The sequence below is a fragment of the Vibrio sp. RM-69-4 genome (assembly GCF_024743775.1).
Classification (GTDB): domain Bacteria; phylum Pseudomonadota; class Gammaproteobacteria; order Enterobacterales; family Vibrionaceae; genus Vibrio; species Vibrio anguillarum.
Genome location: NZ_JAMQXI010000076.1, coordinates 975,656 through 992,011 on the forward strand (window position 1 = coordinate 975,656; position 16,356 = coordinate 992,011).

Annotated in this window: 12 protein-coding genes and 1 riboswitch; of the genes, 8 read left to right on the forward strand and 4 right to left on the reverse strand. The window is 44.7% G+C overall.

The window, feature by feature from the left end; all coding sequences use genetic code 11:
• Nucleotides 1–42 precede the first annotated feature (42 nt).
• Entirely contained in the window at nucleotides 43–3,978 is a 3,936-nt protein-coding gene (gene hrpA / locus NB504_RS16575; protein WP_258429350.1) for an ATP-dependent RNA helicase HrpA, read from the forward strand.
• Nucleotides 3,979–4,081: 103 nt separating this feature from the next.
• Nucleotides 4,082–4,564: a porin family protein gene (locus NB504_RS16580; RefSeq protein WP_017044743.1), complete on the forward strand. Its 483-nt coding sequence runs from the start codon at nucleotides 4,082–4,084 to the stop codon at nucleotides 4,562–4,564.
• A gap of 89 nt (nucleotides 4,565–4,653) precedes the next feature.
• Here the strand turns inward: NB504_RS16580 and NB504_RS16585 are convergent, their stop codons facing one another.
• Nucleotides 4,654–5,565, reverse strand: a complete 912-nt coding sequence (locus NB504_RS16585; protein ID WP_013856811.1) for a LysR family transcriptional regulator — start codon at nucleotides 5,563–5,565, stop codon at nucleotides 4,654–4,656.
• 98 nt (nucleotides 5,566–5,663) lie between these two features.
• On the opposite strand from NB504_RS16585, the gene NB504_RS16590 reads away from it, so the two are divergent.
• Nucleotides 5,664–7,067: an MDR family MFS transporter gene (locus NB504_RS16590; RefSeq protein WP_013856812.1), complete on the forward strand. Its 1,404-nt coding sequence runs from the start codon at nucleotides 5,664–5,666 to the stop codon at nucleotides 7,065–7,067.
• Between the two features lie 71 nt (nucleotides 7,068–7,138).
• Here NB504_RS16590 and NB504_RS16595 read toward each other — a convergent pair whose 3' ends face one another.
• Nucleotides 7,139–8,620 carry a carboxypeptidase M32 gene (locus NB504_RS16595; protein WP_258429352.1) on the reverse strand — a complete coding sequence of 494 codons (1,482 nt, stop codon included), beginning with the start codon at nucleotides 8,618–8,620 and terminating at the stop codon, nucleotides 7,139–7,141.
• Nucleotides 8,621–8,840: 220 nt separating this feature from the next.
• On the opposite strand from NB504_RS16595, the gene NB504_RS16600 reads away from it, so the two are divergent.
• Nucleotides 8,841–9,479 carry a LysE family translocator gene (locus NB504_RS16600; RefSeq protein ID WP_017044740.1) on the forward strand — a complete coding sequence of 213 codons (639 nt, stop codon included), beginning with the start codon at nucleotides 8,841–8,843 and terminating at the stop codon, nucleotides 9,477–9,479.
• Between the two features lie 67 nt (nucleotides 9,480–9,546).
• Here NB504_RS16600 and NB504_RS16605 read toward each other — a convergent pair whose 3' ends face one another.
• Nucleotides 9,547–10,926, reverse strand: a complete 1,380-nt coding sequence (locus tag NB504_RS16605; RefSeq protein WP_096036407.1) for a sodium:alanine symporter family protein — start codon at nucleotides 10,924–10,926, stop codon at nucleotides 9,547–9,549.
• A 123-nt stretch (nucleotides 10,927–11,049) separates the two neighbouring features.
• Nucleotides 11,050–11,143, reverse strand: a riboswitch (glycine riboswitch).
• Between the two features lie 358 nt (nucleotides 11,144–11,501).
• On the opposite strand from NB504_RS16605, the gene NB504_RS16610 reads away from it, so the two are divergent.
• Both NB504_RS16610 and NB504_RS16615 read left to right on the forward strand, forming a co-directional pair.
• Nucleotides 11,502–11,660: a hypothetical protein gene (locus tag NB504_RS16610; RefSeq protein ID WP_258429354.1), complete on the forward strand. Its 159-nt coding sequence runs from the start codon at nucleotides 11,502–11,504 to the stop codon at nucleotides 11,658–11,660.
• Nucleotides 11,661–11,679: 19 nt separating this feature from the next.
• Nucleotides 11,680–12,414, forward strand: a complete 735-nt coding sequence (locus NB504_RS16615; RefSeq protein WP_017042490.1) for a hypothetical protein — start codon at nucleotides 11,680–11,682, stop codon at nucleotides 12,412–12,414.
• A 68-nt stretch (nucleotides 12,415–12,482) separates the two neighbouring features.
• On the opposite strand, the gene NB504_RS16620 is transcribed toward NB504_RS16615, so the two are convergent.
• A complete protein-coding gene (locus tag NB504_RS16620; RefSeq protein WP_258429355.1) occupies nucleotides 12,483–13,589 on the reverse strand; it encodes a M20/M25/M40 family metallo-hydrolase in 1,107 nt (368 codons plus the stop codon).
• A gap of 558 nt (nucleotides 13,590–14,147) precedes the next feature.
• Between NB504_RS16620 and hppD the strand changes: the two genes are divergently transcribed.
• The gene (hppD, locus tag NB504_RS16625) at nucleotides 14,148–15,221 is read left to right on the forward strand and encodes a 4-hydroxyphenylpyruvate dioxygenase (protein WP_094144984.1); all 1,074 of its coding nucleotides are present in this window, start codon (nucleotides 14,148–14,150) and stop codon (nucleotides 15,219–15,221) included.
• Nucleotides 15,214–16,344 carry a homogentisate 1,2-dioxygenase gene (locus NB504_RS16630; protein ID WP_258429357.1) on the forward strand — a complete coding sequence of 377 codons (1,131 nt, stop codon included), beginning with the start codon at nucleotides 15,214–15,216 and terminating at the stop codon, nucleotides 16,342–16,344. The genes hppD and NB504_RS16630 overlap by 8 nt, the downstream gene beginning before the upstream one ends.
• Nucleotides 16,345–16,356: the final 12 nt, after the last annotated feature.

Here is a 16,356-nt window from a genome sequence, read left to right on the forward strand (position 1 = left end):
CAATCCGCTCAGTTTTATGTAATGAAATGAATAGGAAATGCTTTGACCTCGTCACAGCCCAATCAACACAAGTCAATGAACGCTAGCAGCAACAGTGCGGCATCTCTGCGCAATGCATTGAAAGAATGCATGATGCGTGATCGTTTTCGTCTGAGTAAACGCATCTCTGGTGCGAGTAAAATAAAAAATGAGCAAGCCAAACATGCCGTTTTTGATCAAATTGCGCTCGATATTGCTCAGTCAATGATGGTGGCGCAGCAGCGTCTCAACAGCCGCGTTACCATCGACTACCCTGATTTATTGCCCGTAAGCCAAAAACGCGATGATATCGCCAAAGCGATTGCTGAAAACCAAGTGGTAATTGTGGCGGGTGAAACAGGCTCAGGAAAAACGACTCAGTTACCCAAAATTTGCGCAGAACTTGGGCGCGGTAAATATGGCCTGATTGGCCATACGCAACCACGTCGTCTTGCTGCGCGTTCGGTCGCGAGCCGAATAGCGCAAGAGATGGAAACAGAACTGGGTGGCTTTGTTGGCTATAAAGTTCGTTTTAACGATCAAATTTCCGAGCAGACTCAGATCAAATTGATGACTGACGGGATATTGTTGGCCGAAATACAGCATGATCGTTTTCTCAATCAGTACGACACCATCATTATCGATGAAGCGCATGAGCGCAGCTTAAATATCGATTTTATCTTAGGTTATTTGAAAGAACTGCTGCCGCGTCGTCCGGATCTCAAAGTCATCATTACTTCGGCCACCATCGATCCTGAACGCTTCTCTAACCATTTTAGTGGTGCGCCTATCATTGAAGTGTCGGGTCGTACTTATCCGGTCGATACGCGTTATCGACCACTGCTTGGTGAAGAGGACGCAGACCGAGATCAACTTGAAGGTATTTTTGAAGCCGTCGATGAACTCTGTGCTGAAGGACTTGGCGATATTCTGATCTTCATGAATGGTGAACGAGAAATTCGTGATACGGCCGATGCGCTCAGTAAACGTAACTTACGTGATACTGAAATTGTGCCGCTTTATGCACGATTATCCGCCGGTGAGCAGAATAAAATCTTTCAGCCCCATATAGGGCGGCGCATTGTTTTAGCCACCAACGTGGCAGAAACATCCCTTACCGTTCCGGGTATCAAATATGTCATTGACCCAGGTACGGCGCGTATCAGCCGTTATAGCTACCGCACCAAAGTCCAACGTTTGCCGATTGAACCAATTTCTCAAGCGAGTGCAAATCAGCGTAAAGGACGTTGTGGCCGTGTTGAAGAAGGGATCTGCATACGCCTCTATTCCGAAGAGGATTTTCTTTCACGCCCAGAATTTACCGATCCGGAAATACTGCGTACCAACTTAGCCTCGGTTATTTTACAAATGACCGCACTTGGGCTGGGTGATATTGAAGCATTCCCATTTGTGGAAGCGCCGGATAAACGCAACATTCAAGATGGTGTGCGTTTGCTTGAAGAGCTTGGTGCGATTGTTCCTGATACCAATGAACACGGTCACGACAGCAAAAAGCAGTTGACGGATATGGGGCGCAAATTAGCACGCTTGCCGATTGACCCCCGTTTGGCGCGTATGGTGCTTGAAGCGCCAAAGCTTGGCTGCGTAAAAGAGCTAATGGTGATTGCCGCTGCACTTTCGATTCAAGACCCACGTGAACGCCCATCAGATAAACAACAAGCCTCAGATGAGAAACATCGCCGATTTTTTGATGAAGAGTCCGATTTCCTGAGCCTAGTGAATTTGTGGAACCACATTCAAACTGAGCAAAAAGCGTTAAGCAGCAGCCAATTTCGTAAGCAGTGTAAACAAGATTACCTCAATTATTTGCGGGTACGCGAATGGCAGGATGTCTACTTCCAAATTCACCAGTCGATGCGTGAAATGGATTGCAAATTGAACGACGAACCGGGCAATTACCAAAGTATCCACAGTGCAATTTTGGTTGGTTTACTGTCGCACATCGGTATCAAAGACCAAGAGAAAAATGAATACCAAGGGGCTCGTAACGCCCGCTTTAATATTTTTCCCGCTTCTGGTCTGTTTAAAAAGCAGCCCAAGTGGGTGATGGTCGCCGAATTGGTGGAAACCTCTAAACTGTGGGGGCGTATTGCAGCTAAAATCCAGCCTGAATGGGTGGAACCGCTGGCACAGCATTTGATTAAGCGTAGCTACAGCGAACCGCATTGGTCAAAAAAACAAGCCGCCGTCATGGCCTATGAAAAAGTGATGTTATATGGCATTCCTATTGTGCCTAAACGTTTGATTAACTACAGCACCATTGACGAGCCACTATGTCGTGAGATTTTCATTCGCAGCGCATTAGTTGAAGGTGATTGGGAAACCAAACATGCGTTTTTCAAGCAAAACCGTCGCTTATTACTTGAAGTCGAGGAGCTTGAGCATAAATCTCGCCGCCGCGATATTTTGATTGATGATGAACAGCTTTTTGAGTTCTACGATCAGCGAGTAGCAACGGATGTGGTCTCTGGGCGTCATTTTGATGCGTGGTGGCGAAAAGCCAGCAAAGCCACCCCAGATCTACTCAACTTTGAAAAAGAGATGCTATTTAAAGGTGATGCTAGCCACATCACTGATTTAGATTATCCCAACTTTTGGCACCAAAACGGTATTAAACTGAAGCTCAGCTATCAATTTGAACCTGGAGTAGATAGTGACGGTGTCACGGTACATTTGCCATTGCCGATTCTAAATCAAATTGAACCGACAGGGTTTGATTGGCAGATCCCCGGGTTACGTCATGAATTGGTTGTTAGCCTGATCAAGTCGTTGCCTAAAACACTGCGCAAAAACTTTGTACCGGCACCTAACTATGCGGATGCGTTTTTAGCTCGTGTCACACCGATGGAATTGCCTTTATTGGATGCGATGGAAAAAGAGTTAAGACGCATGACGGGCGTCGAGGTGAAGCGTGAAGATTGGAAGCTAGAGCAAGTTCCGGATCATTTAAAAATCACTTTTCGCGCGGTGGATCATAAAAATCGCAAACTCAACGAGCATAAAGATTTATATCAGCTGAAAGAGAGTTTGAAAGAGAAAGTACAAGAAACACTATCTCAAGTGGCAGACGATGATATTGAACAGCAAGGTTTGCATACGTGGAGCTTTGGTGAATTACCGAAAGTGTACCAACAAAAGCGCGGCGGTTTCGAGGTTAAAGCCTATCCAGCGTTAGTGGATAGTAAAGAGAGCGTTGAAATTAAGCTTTTTGAGACCGAGCAAGAACAACTCAATGCAATGAAAGCAGGGCAACGGCGTCTGATTTTGCTGAACGTTCCTTCACCGATTAAATATCTGCACACCAATTTACCGAACAAGTCAAAATTGGGGCTCTACTTTAACCCGTATGGCAAAGTACTGGACCTGATTGATGACTGTATTGCTTGTGGGATTGATAAGTTAATTGAGCAGCAAGGCGGTTTAGTGTGGGAACCGGAGCAGTTTGAGGCACTGAAAGAGTTTGTGCGCGCTGAATTGGGCGATACTGTGGTCGATATCGCCCAACAAGTGGAGACGATCCTTACCACGGCATTCAACATTAATAAAAAGCTGAAAGGGAAAATCGATTTTACGATGGCTTTTGCGTTATCGGATATCAAAGCGCAGATCGAAGGTTTGATCTTTAAAGGCTTTGCCACCGAATGCGGCTGGAAGCGTTTGCCGGATATTCTGCGTTACATGCGCGCGATTAAACGTCGGATGGAGAAGTTACCCATTGATCCAAATAAGGATCGTTTGCACATGTTGAAAATTGAAGCGGTAACCAATGATTACAAAGCGCTACTAAACAAGATACCTCGTGGTGCAGAAGTACCTGAAAATGTTAAAGAGATCCGTTGGATGATTGAAGAGCTTCGGGTGAGTTTATTTGCTCAGCAACTTGGCACTCCTTATCCAGTTTCAGATAAACGTATAAAAAATGCGATTGATGCTTGTTAGGTATAAGATTTGCATCTAACCAACAGTTCACTATAATTTGACGCTATGTGGCAATCGGTCGCCGTTTTGAGGCCACTGCCAAATTAAATAAAGAAGGTTCATCATGAAAAAGACTTTAATCGCACTGGCGCTGATCAGTACATCTTCAATGGCGTTTGCTGACTCTTGGATTTATGGCGGCGCATCAGTAGGCCAATCGGATTTGAATGGTAAAAGCGGTACTTCGTACAACATTCATGCCGGTACTGGTATTCTTCCTCTGATTGGCCTCGAAGCGGGTTACACCGACCATGGCAAATTTGAAGTCACTGCCACGAATGAAATCGCGGCCTCTTCTGTTTATTTTGCGGTAAAGCCAAGCATTGATTTTGGCCCTCTGCATGTGTATGCCAAGGGTGGTTTGCATTCTTGGGATAAAAAATTAAACAGCAATAAAATAGATGATGGTTTTGACATCATGTACGGTGTAGGCGCTGAATACTTCCTGATGGGGCCAATTTCAGTTGGTGCAAGTTACATGAATTACACTTTGGGCGATGACGATATTGGTACGGTTTCATTCAACGCGACCTTCCACTTTCTTTAATCTAGTCACTCAATCGCTTTCAACCACTTCTTGCTCGTTAGTAGCAAGAAGTGGTTTTTTATTTGAGCAGTATGGTGTGGTGTACATTCTCAAGTACGCCAGTAACTGAAAGCAAAGCGCGACCAGTGATTGATGATGTAGTCAATAAATGCCTGAGTTCGCTCAGGAAGAAAACGTCTCTGAGGGTGCAGCAAATAAACATCCGCTCCTTCAATCTGCCAATTAGGCAATAATGGCACTAATCGTTTCTCCTCTAACTCCTTATCAATTAATCCTTTAGGTAACCTTGCAATACCCATATTCATGAATGTGGCTTGTAAAATCGTATCAATTTCCTCAGAACTAATACGTGCCTGAGGGATAAATTGAAAACGTTCTTTGCTTTGCTGATGTTCAAATATCCACGCTTGTTTGGTATTTAAAGTGAGTAGTGGCAGAGAAAGTAATTGCTCTGGATGTTTTAGCAGCAAAGAGGCCGAGTAGTCAGGGCTTGTGCACAACACGGAAGGGTTATTAGCTAGTTTGCGCGCAACCCAATCGGATTGAGGTTGTGGACCAAAACGTAGCGCTATATCAAGGTCGTGCTGGGTATGATAATCCAGCCCTGCACCGACTTGAATACGAATGTTGACTTTAGGATGTTGCTGACAAAATTCCAGTGCTAATGGACTTAGCTGATGCCGAATGGGTAGGATTGGCGCGTTAATGACGATCTCGCCTCTAAACTCTTGTTTGGCTTTTAAAGCTTGTGCTTGTTTATCTTCTATTTGGCTAAATAGGTTGGCATAGGTTTCAAACAAATGCTCGCCTTCTTTCGTTAGTACCACTTCTTTACTGTTTCTGATCAGTAGAATGCTGCCAATATCTTGCTCCAACTGCTGAATTCTGCGGCTCAACGTGCTGGTGGACAAGGCTTTTTGTTTTGCTGCCAGCGTAAAATTGCCACATTTCACTACCGTTAAAAAGAGTGATAAATCATCAAGTTTCATCATTAATCCCATTTATGCAATAAGCCATCCCATTCTATCCTATTTTAGGATGTGCACTATTACGTTATCGTGTCGGTCGCGCATTCTAATCAAGTTCATATGAGGGGCACATGCCTACCGATTCAACTTATTCAGCTAATCCGAAAATTATTTTTGCCAGCGTTGCTTTAGTCATCGCTTTAGGCTCGCTTGAAAAAAGCATCGTTACCACTCCATTGGCTCTTATTGGGCAAGATCTCTCGGCAGGACAAGCATTAACATGGGTGATTACTGCTTATCTATTAGCATCGACCGCTGTATTGCCCGTCTACGGTAAACTGAGCGACTTGTTCGGACGAGTTCGGATGCTAAATGTCAGTATCGTGATCTTTATGTTGGGTTCCGCGCTGTGTACCTTTGCTTTTGATCTACCCAGTTTAATTGGTGCTCGTGTGATTCAAGGGATTGGCGGTGGAGGCTTAATAGCTCTGGCATTTACCGTTATCGCCGATTCAATTCCTGCGCGCGAAGTGGGCAAGTACCAAGGTTATATTTCAGCGGTTTATGCGGTGTCCAGTATTGCAGGGCCACTGCTTGGCGGCTATTTTGCTGACTACCTCAGTTGGCGGTGGGTATTCGGTATTAATTTACCGTTAGGGTTGGTGGCACTTTACATGGTTAACCGCTATTTGAAGCATCTCAATAAACGCAGAGATAGTCGCTTTGATTGGGTGGGAGCAGCGTTACTCATGAGTGCGACGACTTTGCTGCTGTTATTACTTTCTTCACATTCATTTATCCCTACTGGCTGGGGTGCGTTTGCATTACTGGCGTGTTTAGTTGCTTTGGTGGTTGTTGAACGCAGAGTGAGTGATCCTATTTTACCGGCGCGTTTAGCACGTCTTCCGAATTATCTGACCGCGATTGTTCTTATTATGGGATCGCAAATGCTGATGTTTGCGCTTTTGGTTTATTTGCCGCTGCAGTTTCAGTGGCAAAAAGGACTCACTCCGTCAGAAAGTGGTGCGATTATGGTGATCTTCATGGTCTGTATTACCTCTGGCGCTTATGTGGGTGGGAAGCTCATCGCGAAGTTTGGTCGTTATAAGATGTTAGTGATCGTCGGTTTTGCTTTAGCTATGGCTGCATTGTGGCAAGTTCATTACGATATGTGGGTGAAATTTGCATTGGGTTTTGCGGGTATAGGTATTGGTTTAACCTTACCGGCCTTAGGCGTTGTTGTACAAAGTGTCTTACCCGCACGCGATCGCGGCATTGGCATGTCACTGTTTAATTTTGGACGAGAACTCGGCGGTGCACTCGGTGTGGCGTTCTGTTCCGCGCTCTTTTATCTGAGAGTGCCGAGCGAAGTCATGGTTGCTGAACACGGTGCCGAGCAGGCCGGCGTTTCCACTCAGGTATTATCACAAGGTTTTAGCTTGGTTTATATTGGCATGAGCGTACTAGCGTTACTGGCGATGTTACTGACAGTATGGCGCTTGCGTAAAGATGCATTGATGAAAAGTTCATCATGAATTCCTGCGTGTTATTGAGCGTTAACTAAGTGTAAAAAAGCAGCGAGTTAAGCTGCTTTTTAAGTTTGGCGCTAAAGGTATCTATGCTTCAGGTGGTCTTGGAAATATTGAGCGTTAAGCACATCCCCAGTCGCTTGTTTCACCAATTCATCGGTTGTTAATAAGCTACCTTTCCGCCAAATATTATCGGCAAGCCAAGTAAATATTGGTGATAAATCACCACTGCGAATGGCGGCATCAACATCCACCGTTTTCTTCATTGCTGCCATAAACTGGGCCGCATACATAGCACCCAGCGTGTAACTAGGGAAGTAGCCAAAGCTTCCATCTGTCCAGTGGATGTCTTGCATACAGCCGTTTTGGTCATTTCCTTGGGTAGAAAGGCCGAGGTAAGCCTGCATTTTGTGATCCCATAGCTCAGGCACATCGGTATGTTTGATATGACCATTGATCAAATCACGTTCAATTTCATAACGTAAAATGACGTGCGCTGGATAAGTCAACTCGTCGGCATCGACACGAATAAAGCCTTTTTCAGCGCGAGTGTAGATCTTCTGGAAATTCGCTTGTGCAAATACTCTATCTTCACTACCTGAAAAATAGCGGGCGGCTAGGGTGGCTAAGTGCTCAATAAAGGGTTCACTGCGGCCCATCTGCATTTCAAAGAAGAGCGATTGAGATTCATGAATACCCATCGAACGCGCTTCTCCTGCTGGTGTACCAGCAAGATGTTTAGGCAAGCCTTGCTCATAACGTGCGTGGCCCGTTTCATGGACAATGCCCATTAGAGACTGAATAAACTCCGACTCATTATAACGAGTGGTGATCCGAACATCGGTTGGAACACCGCCGCAAAAAGGGTGAACGCTTTCATCAAGGCGACCGTGTTCAAAATCAAACTGAAGCAATTTCATGACTTCTAAGCCTAGCGCCTTTTGCTTTTCAGCAGGGTAATGGCCAGTCGGTATGATGATCTCTTCGGCGCGTTGCTTCTCTATGACTTGATCGATTAACGTTGGCAGCCAAGTTTTAACATCGCTGAAAACAGCGTCCAATGATTGAGTTGTTGTACCCGGTTCGTAAAGATCGAGCATCGCATCATAAGGCGTTAAACCTGTAGCATCAGCGCGGATCTGCGCTTCTTGCTGTGAGAGTGTGACCACCTCAGCCCAGTTTTTCTCAAAACTGACCCAATCATTGTTTTTGCGTTGGGTACGCCAAGCATGTTCACACTTTGAACCAGCAAGAGATTTCGCTTGCACCAAAGCTTCAGGCAGTACGTTTGCCTGCTGCCAGTGGCGTTTGAGTTCACGCAGAGTTGCTTTTTGCTCATCGTTCAATGGCTCATTTTGTGCTTTATCAAACCATTCAGCCAATTGAGGTTGAGTATGTAAACTATGAATATGAACGGACAATTGCGCCATCGCTTCCGAGCGAGCTTGAGCGCCGCCAGCAGGCATTACTGCGGCTTGATCCCAGCCACAAATAGCCGCTAAATGATTGAAATGTGAAATTTTCTTAGAGTGTTGAACTAATTGATTTAATGCATCCATGGAATTAGCCTTCCGTGACGTAAAAGAGAAGTAAGTGTAGCAACCATTAAGTGTCTAACCAAGGCCATCAAAGTCAATCAAGGTGAAAGAGCGTGACCCAAACCGACAAGGCTGTGAGTATTTCATTATTTTCTTATCCAGTGAAAACTGTTAAAGACTTTATAAAAGAGCTCAGGTATAAAAAGGTAAACGATGACATTTCTTTTATACAAGGACGGGTATGTATATCCAAAACGTTGAAGCCTTTCTGATCGCAATTACTATATTAACGCTAACTCCGGGGCTAGATACGGCACTGGTGATTCGTAACACATCACGAGCTGGGTTCACTGACGGCAGCATAACAAGTTTGGGTATTTGCATGGGGTTATTTGTGCATGCGACCTTTTCCGCCGTCGGTATTTCGGCGATTTTGGCACAATCGGCCGAGCTGTTTCATGTGGTTAAAATGATTGGTGCGGCGTATTTAATTTGGCTGGGACTATCCAGCTTAAAAGCGTTGCTGAAAAATAGCCAAGGTATGCAGGTTACGGCAATTTCACACAGTGAATTTACGCTGAAGCGGTCATTGCGTGAAGGCTTTCTTTCCAATGTGTTGAACCCTAAAACGGCAGTATTTTATCTCGCATTTTTGCCGCAATTTATTAACCCAGAATATTCTCCGTTGTTGCAATCGCTTTTGATGGCTGCTATTCATTTTGTTATCGCTATGTGTTGGCAGTGCGGTTTAGCGGGCGCATTGAGCTTTGCAAAAAACTTACTCAAAAATGCGTCGTTTATGAAATGGATGGAAGGGACAACAGGTGTTGTGCTAGTCGCGCTTGGGGTGAAATTGCTACTAGAAGATGAAGCGGCTTAAGAAGTTGCTCTTTAGTCGCCTAAAGTTGCCGATAAGCATTGCCACATGCTTATCGGCTGGCAAACGATTAATGTTGGGTTTGAGCACCACGGGTAAAAGGTGCTGACTGTTTTTCAAAAAACAGCTTGGTCTCTTCAAGCACAATATGGCGTAATGCGATTAATCCGATCAGATTAGGGATAGCCATTAAACCGTTAACGATATCAGCAATAATCCAAATCATATCAAGGTGCAAGAACGCACCTGATGCCACCAAACCGATAAAAATCAGCTTATAAGGCATTACTGCTTTGGTACCAAACAAAAACACCACGCAGCGCTCACCGTAATAGTTCCAGCCTAAAATCGTCGTAAAAGCAAAAAACATCAAACCAATGGAAACCATCATCGGGCCCAAGGTTTGCGCATTTAAGCCCACGGCAAATGCATAGGTTGTCATAGCGGCACCAGAAAAATCACTTTGCCATGCGCCAGTTAAGATCAGCGCAAGCCCGGTCATGGTGCAAATAATGATGGTGTCAAAGAAAGTACCAGTCATTGAAATCAACCCTTGTTTTACGCAAGAGTCAGTTTTAGCTGCCGCCGCGGCCATTGGCGCGCTGCCAAGACCAGATTCATTAGAAAATACACCGCGCGCAATCCCTGATTGGATCGCCAGCATGATGCTCGCTCCTAAGAAACCACCAGTAGCGGCTGTGGAAGTGAAGGCAGAAGTAATAACTAAACTGATGGCCGTGAGTAATTGATCGCTGTTGCTGATGATCACACTCAAACACGCAAGGATGTAAAAAAGGGCCATGGCAGGTACCACTTTCCCAGCCACTTTAGCAATTGATTGAATACCACCGACCGTGACAAATGCGACTAACAGCGTTAGAACCACTGCTGATATTTCGCGTGACACACCAAAAGAGATTTCAGTAGCATCTAAAATCGCGTTGACTTGTGGGAATGTACCGATGCCGAAACAAGCGACGCCGATGGCAAATAGGGCGAATAAAACCGCCAAAGTTCGAGAGCCCACGCCATATTGCAGGTAATACATCGGGCCACCAACCATTTGGCCTTTGTCATCGACTTGACGATACTTTACTGCCAGTAAACATTCAGCGTATTTGGTCGCCATACCAAACAGCGCGGCTAACCACATCCAAAATAGCGCGCCCGGCCCACCGAGCTTAATTGCTGTCGCTACGCCAACGATATTACCGGTTCCAATCGTCGCGGAAAGTGCGGTACATAAGGCGGCAAAGCTTGATACATCGCCTTGTTTACCGGCGTCTTTGTCTTTACTAAACACCATCTTAAGTGCGGTAGGTAAATGTCGAAATTGGATAAGACCGAGACGAAACGTAAAATAGATGCCTGTACCGACCAATAAAATTAAAAGTGGTGGTCCCCAGACAAAATTGTCTATAGATTCAAGAATAGATTGCAGATTGTTCATTAGTTCCCCTTAATAAAACGACAGTTAAGGAGAAGAGGGAAAGGGCAGTAATCTGAAAAGATCCCACAAAAAGATCACAGCAGGCCAGTGGTGAAGAAACCACACCTATTTATGATTGTAACTTTCCACTCCTCTGTCCTTTTGCCTGAGAGTTTCACCCCAAATAGGGTTTGCTCCTTCGGCGACCGATTAAACGGTTCTCTCCAGAGGTTCCTCCAACTACAGTCCTCGCCAGCTCTCATAAGAGAGAGCATTAGCACCTGAAAGATTTACTTCTTCGGCGAGCCTGTTTACTCATACTTTGAATAAACTAAGGCTACTCTCCTGCAGTCTTCATCGGAACTGATGATAAGTGCGCTTACCATCAAGGCGGGATATGTTACATAAAGCGTTTTCCAAGACAAGAAAAATTGTGCTTTTGATCTCAATTTGCTGCCGTTTGGTGGTTTGTTAACCATTTATAGACGTAAACGTTGGATGAGGGGTGAAAACTTTACGCTTGTTGTCGATTGTTCTACTTTTTTCTGACTTATCGCGTGTTATAAATGATATACACTACGTGAGAGGATAGGCTAATGACACGACTCATCACCATTATTTTATTGATCGCCATTGCTTTTATTTTTATTCGTTATCGTACCAACGAAAAGTTGCAAAAAGGTGTGGTGGTTTCTTTACTCACTGCTTTTGTCATTTATGCTGCCTCAATTGTGATTGCTGAATTAACTCGCTGAGATAGATAGGAGCGAAAGAGTGAACAAACAGACGGACATTGATGCACAAGACGATGTCGTAGTGATTGAAGAACGAGACAAACGCACCTACGTCTACATCGCGTTAGCAGGGGTGTTGGGGTTAGCATTAGGTGGCTTAATCGGTTCAAGTATCACCACGAATAACTGGCAAAAAACATACCATCAGCTAGAAGAAAAATATGAACAGCTCACCCAAGATAAAAGCCAATTAGCTGAAAAAGTGCAATTAAAAGTCGCCAGTGTCGACGCTGAAGTAGCAAATAAACTTCAACAAGCATTAGAAGAGCAACAAAAGCAGTATCAACAAGAGCTGGATCAAGCGCAAAGCCAATACCAAGCGTTAATGGCAGAAAATAAAGCGCTGCAAGCGAAACTTAATACACAGGAAAATGCACTAGCGCAAGTTGAGAACAAAAATTCTAAATTAAATCGGCAAGCCGATATGCAGGCAACGATTTTTGAACGTTCACGCGAACTGTTCCAACGTGAATTGAAAATTAAGCAAGAGCTAGAAGCGCTGCAAAAAGAGAAAGAAAGTTTAGTACCGAAGCTAAAAACGCTCAAAATCGATTGTGATGTCTACTTAGAAGGTAAGTCGTGGGATGCAAAATCAGACGCATGTGATAAGCAAGATGAAGCGAATTCAAGAATTAGCCAAATCGATCAGATGATCCAAGTTCACCGCATGGATTTAGAACAAATCAAAGCGTTAACGGAAAATATAGGTTTATAATTTATACCAATCCCACCAATGTTTCTTTAGCAGGCCTCGCGAAAATGAGGCCTGTTTTATCGTAAGGCTTATTCGGTCAAATACGTTGTTAGGAATTCTGCAATCTTCACCATATCATTGATCGCAATATACTCTTCGGTGGTGTGAACTTTCGCCATGCCCGTTGACAAATTGACGGTCACTAATCCTTTTTTGTTAAAGTTGTTTGCATCACTGCCTCCACCAGTACGTTTGGTTTTTGGTGCAATCCCAACCGATTCAAAGCTCTTTTTGATCGCAGCGATATGCGGATGCTCTTCATCCAATACAAAGGCGTTGTAAGCACGAGTAGATTCAATCTCAACCTGCGCGCCATGCTTGTGCGCCGCGGCCTGAAAGGTTGACACCATATGTTCAACTTGTAGGCTCAACTTATCATCATTCAATGATCGGGCTTCAGCGACAATTCTAAGATCAGGCATGACGATATTTGTTGCGCCACCGCCATGAACAAGGCCGATATTCGCCGTGGTTTCCTCATCAATACGCAGCAATTTCATTTGGGTAATCGCATCGGCTGCGACGGCGATAGCGCTAATACCTTCTTCAGGAGCAAGGCCTGCGTGTGCGGGTTTGCCTTTGATATTAACGATGATTTTTTGCTGCCCTGGGGCGGCTTTAACGATGGTTCCTATTGGACCACCAGTGTCGAGTACAATCGCCTTAGTCGATTGAATATGAGAGATATCAAAGTGTTTTGAGCCTTGTAGCCCGCCTTCTTCATGGACGGTGAATGCAATTTCAATGGTTTTATGAGGTTGTTTTTGCGCTTTAATCGTTCGGATCGCCTCCATAATGGCCGCAATACCCGATTTGTCATCGCCGCCTAAAATGGTTTCACCGTTAGAGCGAATGACGCCATTTTCAATGACGGGTGTGATACCAATCCCCGGTTTGACGGTATCCATGTGACAGCTCAGTACGACACTGTCATCTAGTTGTCCTGCTAGGCGAGCATAAAGGTTAAAGCCATTGGAAACATGTTCAGGTACGGGCAGTTTTTGGACTGAAAAACCAAGCTCACCCAATTGTTCAGACAGCGTTTCTGCAATCTGTTTTTCGTTACCCGATTCGCTGTCAATTTGAATTAGTTGTAGAAAGTGCTCAACCAAGCGCTGTTCATTTATCATGGTCATTTTGTTATCTCGTAGGAAACAGAAGCCATACCATATCGCGTGTGGATGACGCGATGTTCTGCGATAAATCAAAGAAGCACGACAAAACAACCGAATTTTTCGCTTATATATAGCCAATGACTATTGTTTTTAACTTAATGATTCACCTGTGTTGGCCTAATGTTTTGTCCGTGTAGCTCGGCATATAAAAACTATGTGCGCCTAACACCTCGCCGATTGTGTGTTTTTCGCCGGAGGCAGTATCGGCTTTTAATAAATGTAGCTAAAATGTTACGCCGTGCTATTCGCTTTACTGAGCAACTGGTTATGATTGACTTGTGATTAACGTGGCCGATTAAGAAAAAGTGCTTAATATTCAGTGTGATAAAAATAAATCATCTCTGTGAAATTCGCTAATTTACTATCCTACTGCTCATTAATAGATTTGTGTAACATTTTAATTACATCGACACTATTTGTTCTCCGCTAAACCGTTTTTCGTTATAGGGTTCATTTTTGCTGAAAATTACGCCATGTTCGCAATACTCAACACAAGCGTTAACAAAAAAGGAGCGCGAGATGACCTCAACATTTAACCCATTGGGAACAGACGGTTTTGAATTTGTGGAGTACACCGCGGCTGATCCCGCTGGAATCGCGCAGTTAAAAGAGCTGTTTACTTCTCTTGGCTTTGCTGAGATAGCCAAGCACCGCTCAAAAGAGGCGTGGTTATATCGTCAAGGGGATATCAATTTTATCGTTAACTCTCAACCCCACAGTCAAGCTGCAGCGTTTGCCAAAGTGCATGGACCTTCAGTGTGTGGGATGGCGTTTCGCGTTCATGATGCATCTGTCGCCATGCAGCATGTGCAGGCAAATGGCGGGCGAGAATACAAAACACAAATTGGCCCAATGGAACTGAGCATTCCCGCGATTTATGGAATTGGCGATAGCTTGCTCTATTTTGTCGACCGTTACGGTAGCCAGAGCATTTATGATGTGGATTTCAAGTTCTATGCCGATGCCAATCAACGAATGACTCACGCCAATGTTGGTCTGTTCGAAATTGACCACTTAACGCATAACGTCAAACAAGGCCACATGGACGTTTGGTCTGGCTTTTATGAGCGGATCGGTAACTTCCGTGAAATTCGCTATTTTGATATTGAAGGGAAGCTAACGGGGCTAGTTAGCCGCGCAATGACGGCACCTTGCGGCAAAATTCGCATCCCAATCAATGAATCGTCTGACGATAAATCACAAATAGAAGAGTTTATTCGTGAATACAATGGTGAGGGGATCCAACACATCGCTTTATCCACTGATGATATCTACCAGACGGTACGTACTCTGCGCGAGCGAGGGATGGATTTCATGCCGACACCGGATACTTACTACGAAAAAGTCAATGATCGAGTTGAAGGGCATCAAGAAGATGTTGATCAGTTAAAAGCGCTGCGGATCCTGATCGATGGCGCACCGATGAAAGATGGAATTTTGCTGCAAATATTTACTCAAACCGTCATTGGCCCAGTCTTTTTTGAGATCATTCAACGCAAAGGTAATGAAGGGTTCGGGGAAGGTAATTTCAAAGCATTATTTGAGTCGATTGAAGAAGATCAAATTCGACGAGGAGTACTCAGCGATGCATAAATGGATCACATTTCCTCACCGAGAAGGGGTATGTTCAAACCAAGCTCATGCCGACTTCCCGCAAGAGGCCATCTATGAAAGAGAAGCAGGACGCAGTGGCTTTTTTGGCCCTGCGGCTCATTTCCATCACCAACATGCACCGACAGGGTGGAGTGAATGGCAAGGTGAGTTAAGGCCGAGAGCCTTTAATTTTAATTTGATCGAGCAAGCCAAACAAAGTTCACCGTGGAGCGTGCCGCATCTATTGCATAATGCACAATGTAAAGTCCGAGTATGGAAGCTGGCTCAAGCGATGGATCATTTAGTGCGTAACGCCGATGGTGATGAGTTACTTTTTATTCATCAAGGAAGCGCTGATTTTTATTGCGATTACGGACACTTGAGCGTTTCACAAGGGGATTATGTGTTGATCCCGCGTTCAACCAATTGGCGACTTGAGCCAAGTGAGCCGATGTTCATTCTAATGATAGAGAATACGGATGCGGCGTATTCTTTGCCAGAAAAAGGGCTCGTAGGGAACCACGCCATATTCGATCCTGCGGTTTTGCAAGTCCCGTCGATTAACCCAGAGTTTAAAGCGCAGTATTCAGAAAAGATCACCCAAGTTCATTTAAAACGTCATGAGAAAATCAGCGTCATTACTTATCCATTTAACCCATTGGATGCAGTAGGTTGGCACGGTGATCTTTCCGTGGTGAAACTCAACTGGCGAGACATTCGGCCGTTGATGTCGCATCGCTATCATTTGCCGCCCTCCGCTCACACAACCTTTGTTGGCCAAGGTTTTGTGGTCTGCACCTTTGTGCCTCGGCCGATTGAGAGTGACCCCGGCGCTTTAAAGGTTCCGTTTTATCATAACAATGATGATTACGATGAAGTGCTCTTCTACCATGCGGGTGATTTCTTTAGCCGCGATCATATTGAAGCTGGCATGGTCACTTTTCATCCTGCCGGGTTTACCCATGGCCCACATCCGAAAGCGTTCCAAGCTGGGCAAGAGCATAAGAAAAAATTTACCGATGAAGTGGCAGTGATGATTGATACGCGGCATGCATTACACTTTAGTGAGGCTGCGCAGCAGGTTGAAAATCAACAGTACGTCTACAGTTGGAAGAGCGAATAAACGAATAAGAAT

What these genes read in the sequence shown, in the direction of transcription:
- NB504_RS16580 (WP_017044743.1), top strand. Translation starts at nt 4,082, where the DNA reads ATGAAAAAGACTTTAATCGCACTGGCGCTGATCAGTACATCTTCAATG.
- NB504_RS16585 (WP_013856811.1), bottom strand. Translation starts at nt 5,565, where the DNA reads ATGGGATTAATGATGAAACTTGATGATTTATCACTCTTTTTAACGGTA.
- NB504_RS16590 (WP_013856812.1), top strand. Translation starts at nt 5,664, where the DNA reads ATGCCTACCGATTCAACTTATTCAGCTAATCCGAAAATTATTTTTGCC.
- NB504_RS16595 (WP_258429352.1), bottom strand. Translation starts at nt 8,620, where the DNA reads ATGGATGCATTAAATCAATTAGTTCAACACTCTAAGAAAATTTCACAT.
- NB504_RS16600 (WP_017044740.1), top strand. Translation starts at nt 8,841, where the DNA reads ATGTATATCCAAAACGTTGAAGCCTTTCTGATCGCAATTACTATATTA.
- NB504_RS16605 (WP_096036407.1), bottom strand. Translation starts at nt 10,926, where the DNA reads ATGAACAATCTGCAATCTATTCTTGAATCTATAGACAATTTTGTCTGG.
- NB504_RS16610 (WP_258429354.1), top strand. Translation starts at nt 11,502, where the DNA reads ATGACACGACTCATCACCATTATTTTATTGATCGCCATTGCTTTTATT.
- NB504_RS16620 (WP_258429355.1), bottom strand. Translation starts at nt 13,589, where the DNA reads ATGACCATGATAAATGAACAGCGCTTGGTTGAGCACTTTCTACAACTA.
- hppD (WP_094144984.1), top strand. Translation starts at nt 14,148, where the DNA reads ATGACCTCAACATTTAACCCATTGGGAACAGACGGTTTTGAATTTGTG.
- NB504_RS16630 (WP_258429357.1), top strand. Translation starts at nt 15,214, where the DNA reads ATGCATAAATGGATCACATTTCCTCACCGAGAAGGGGTATGTTCAAAC.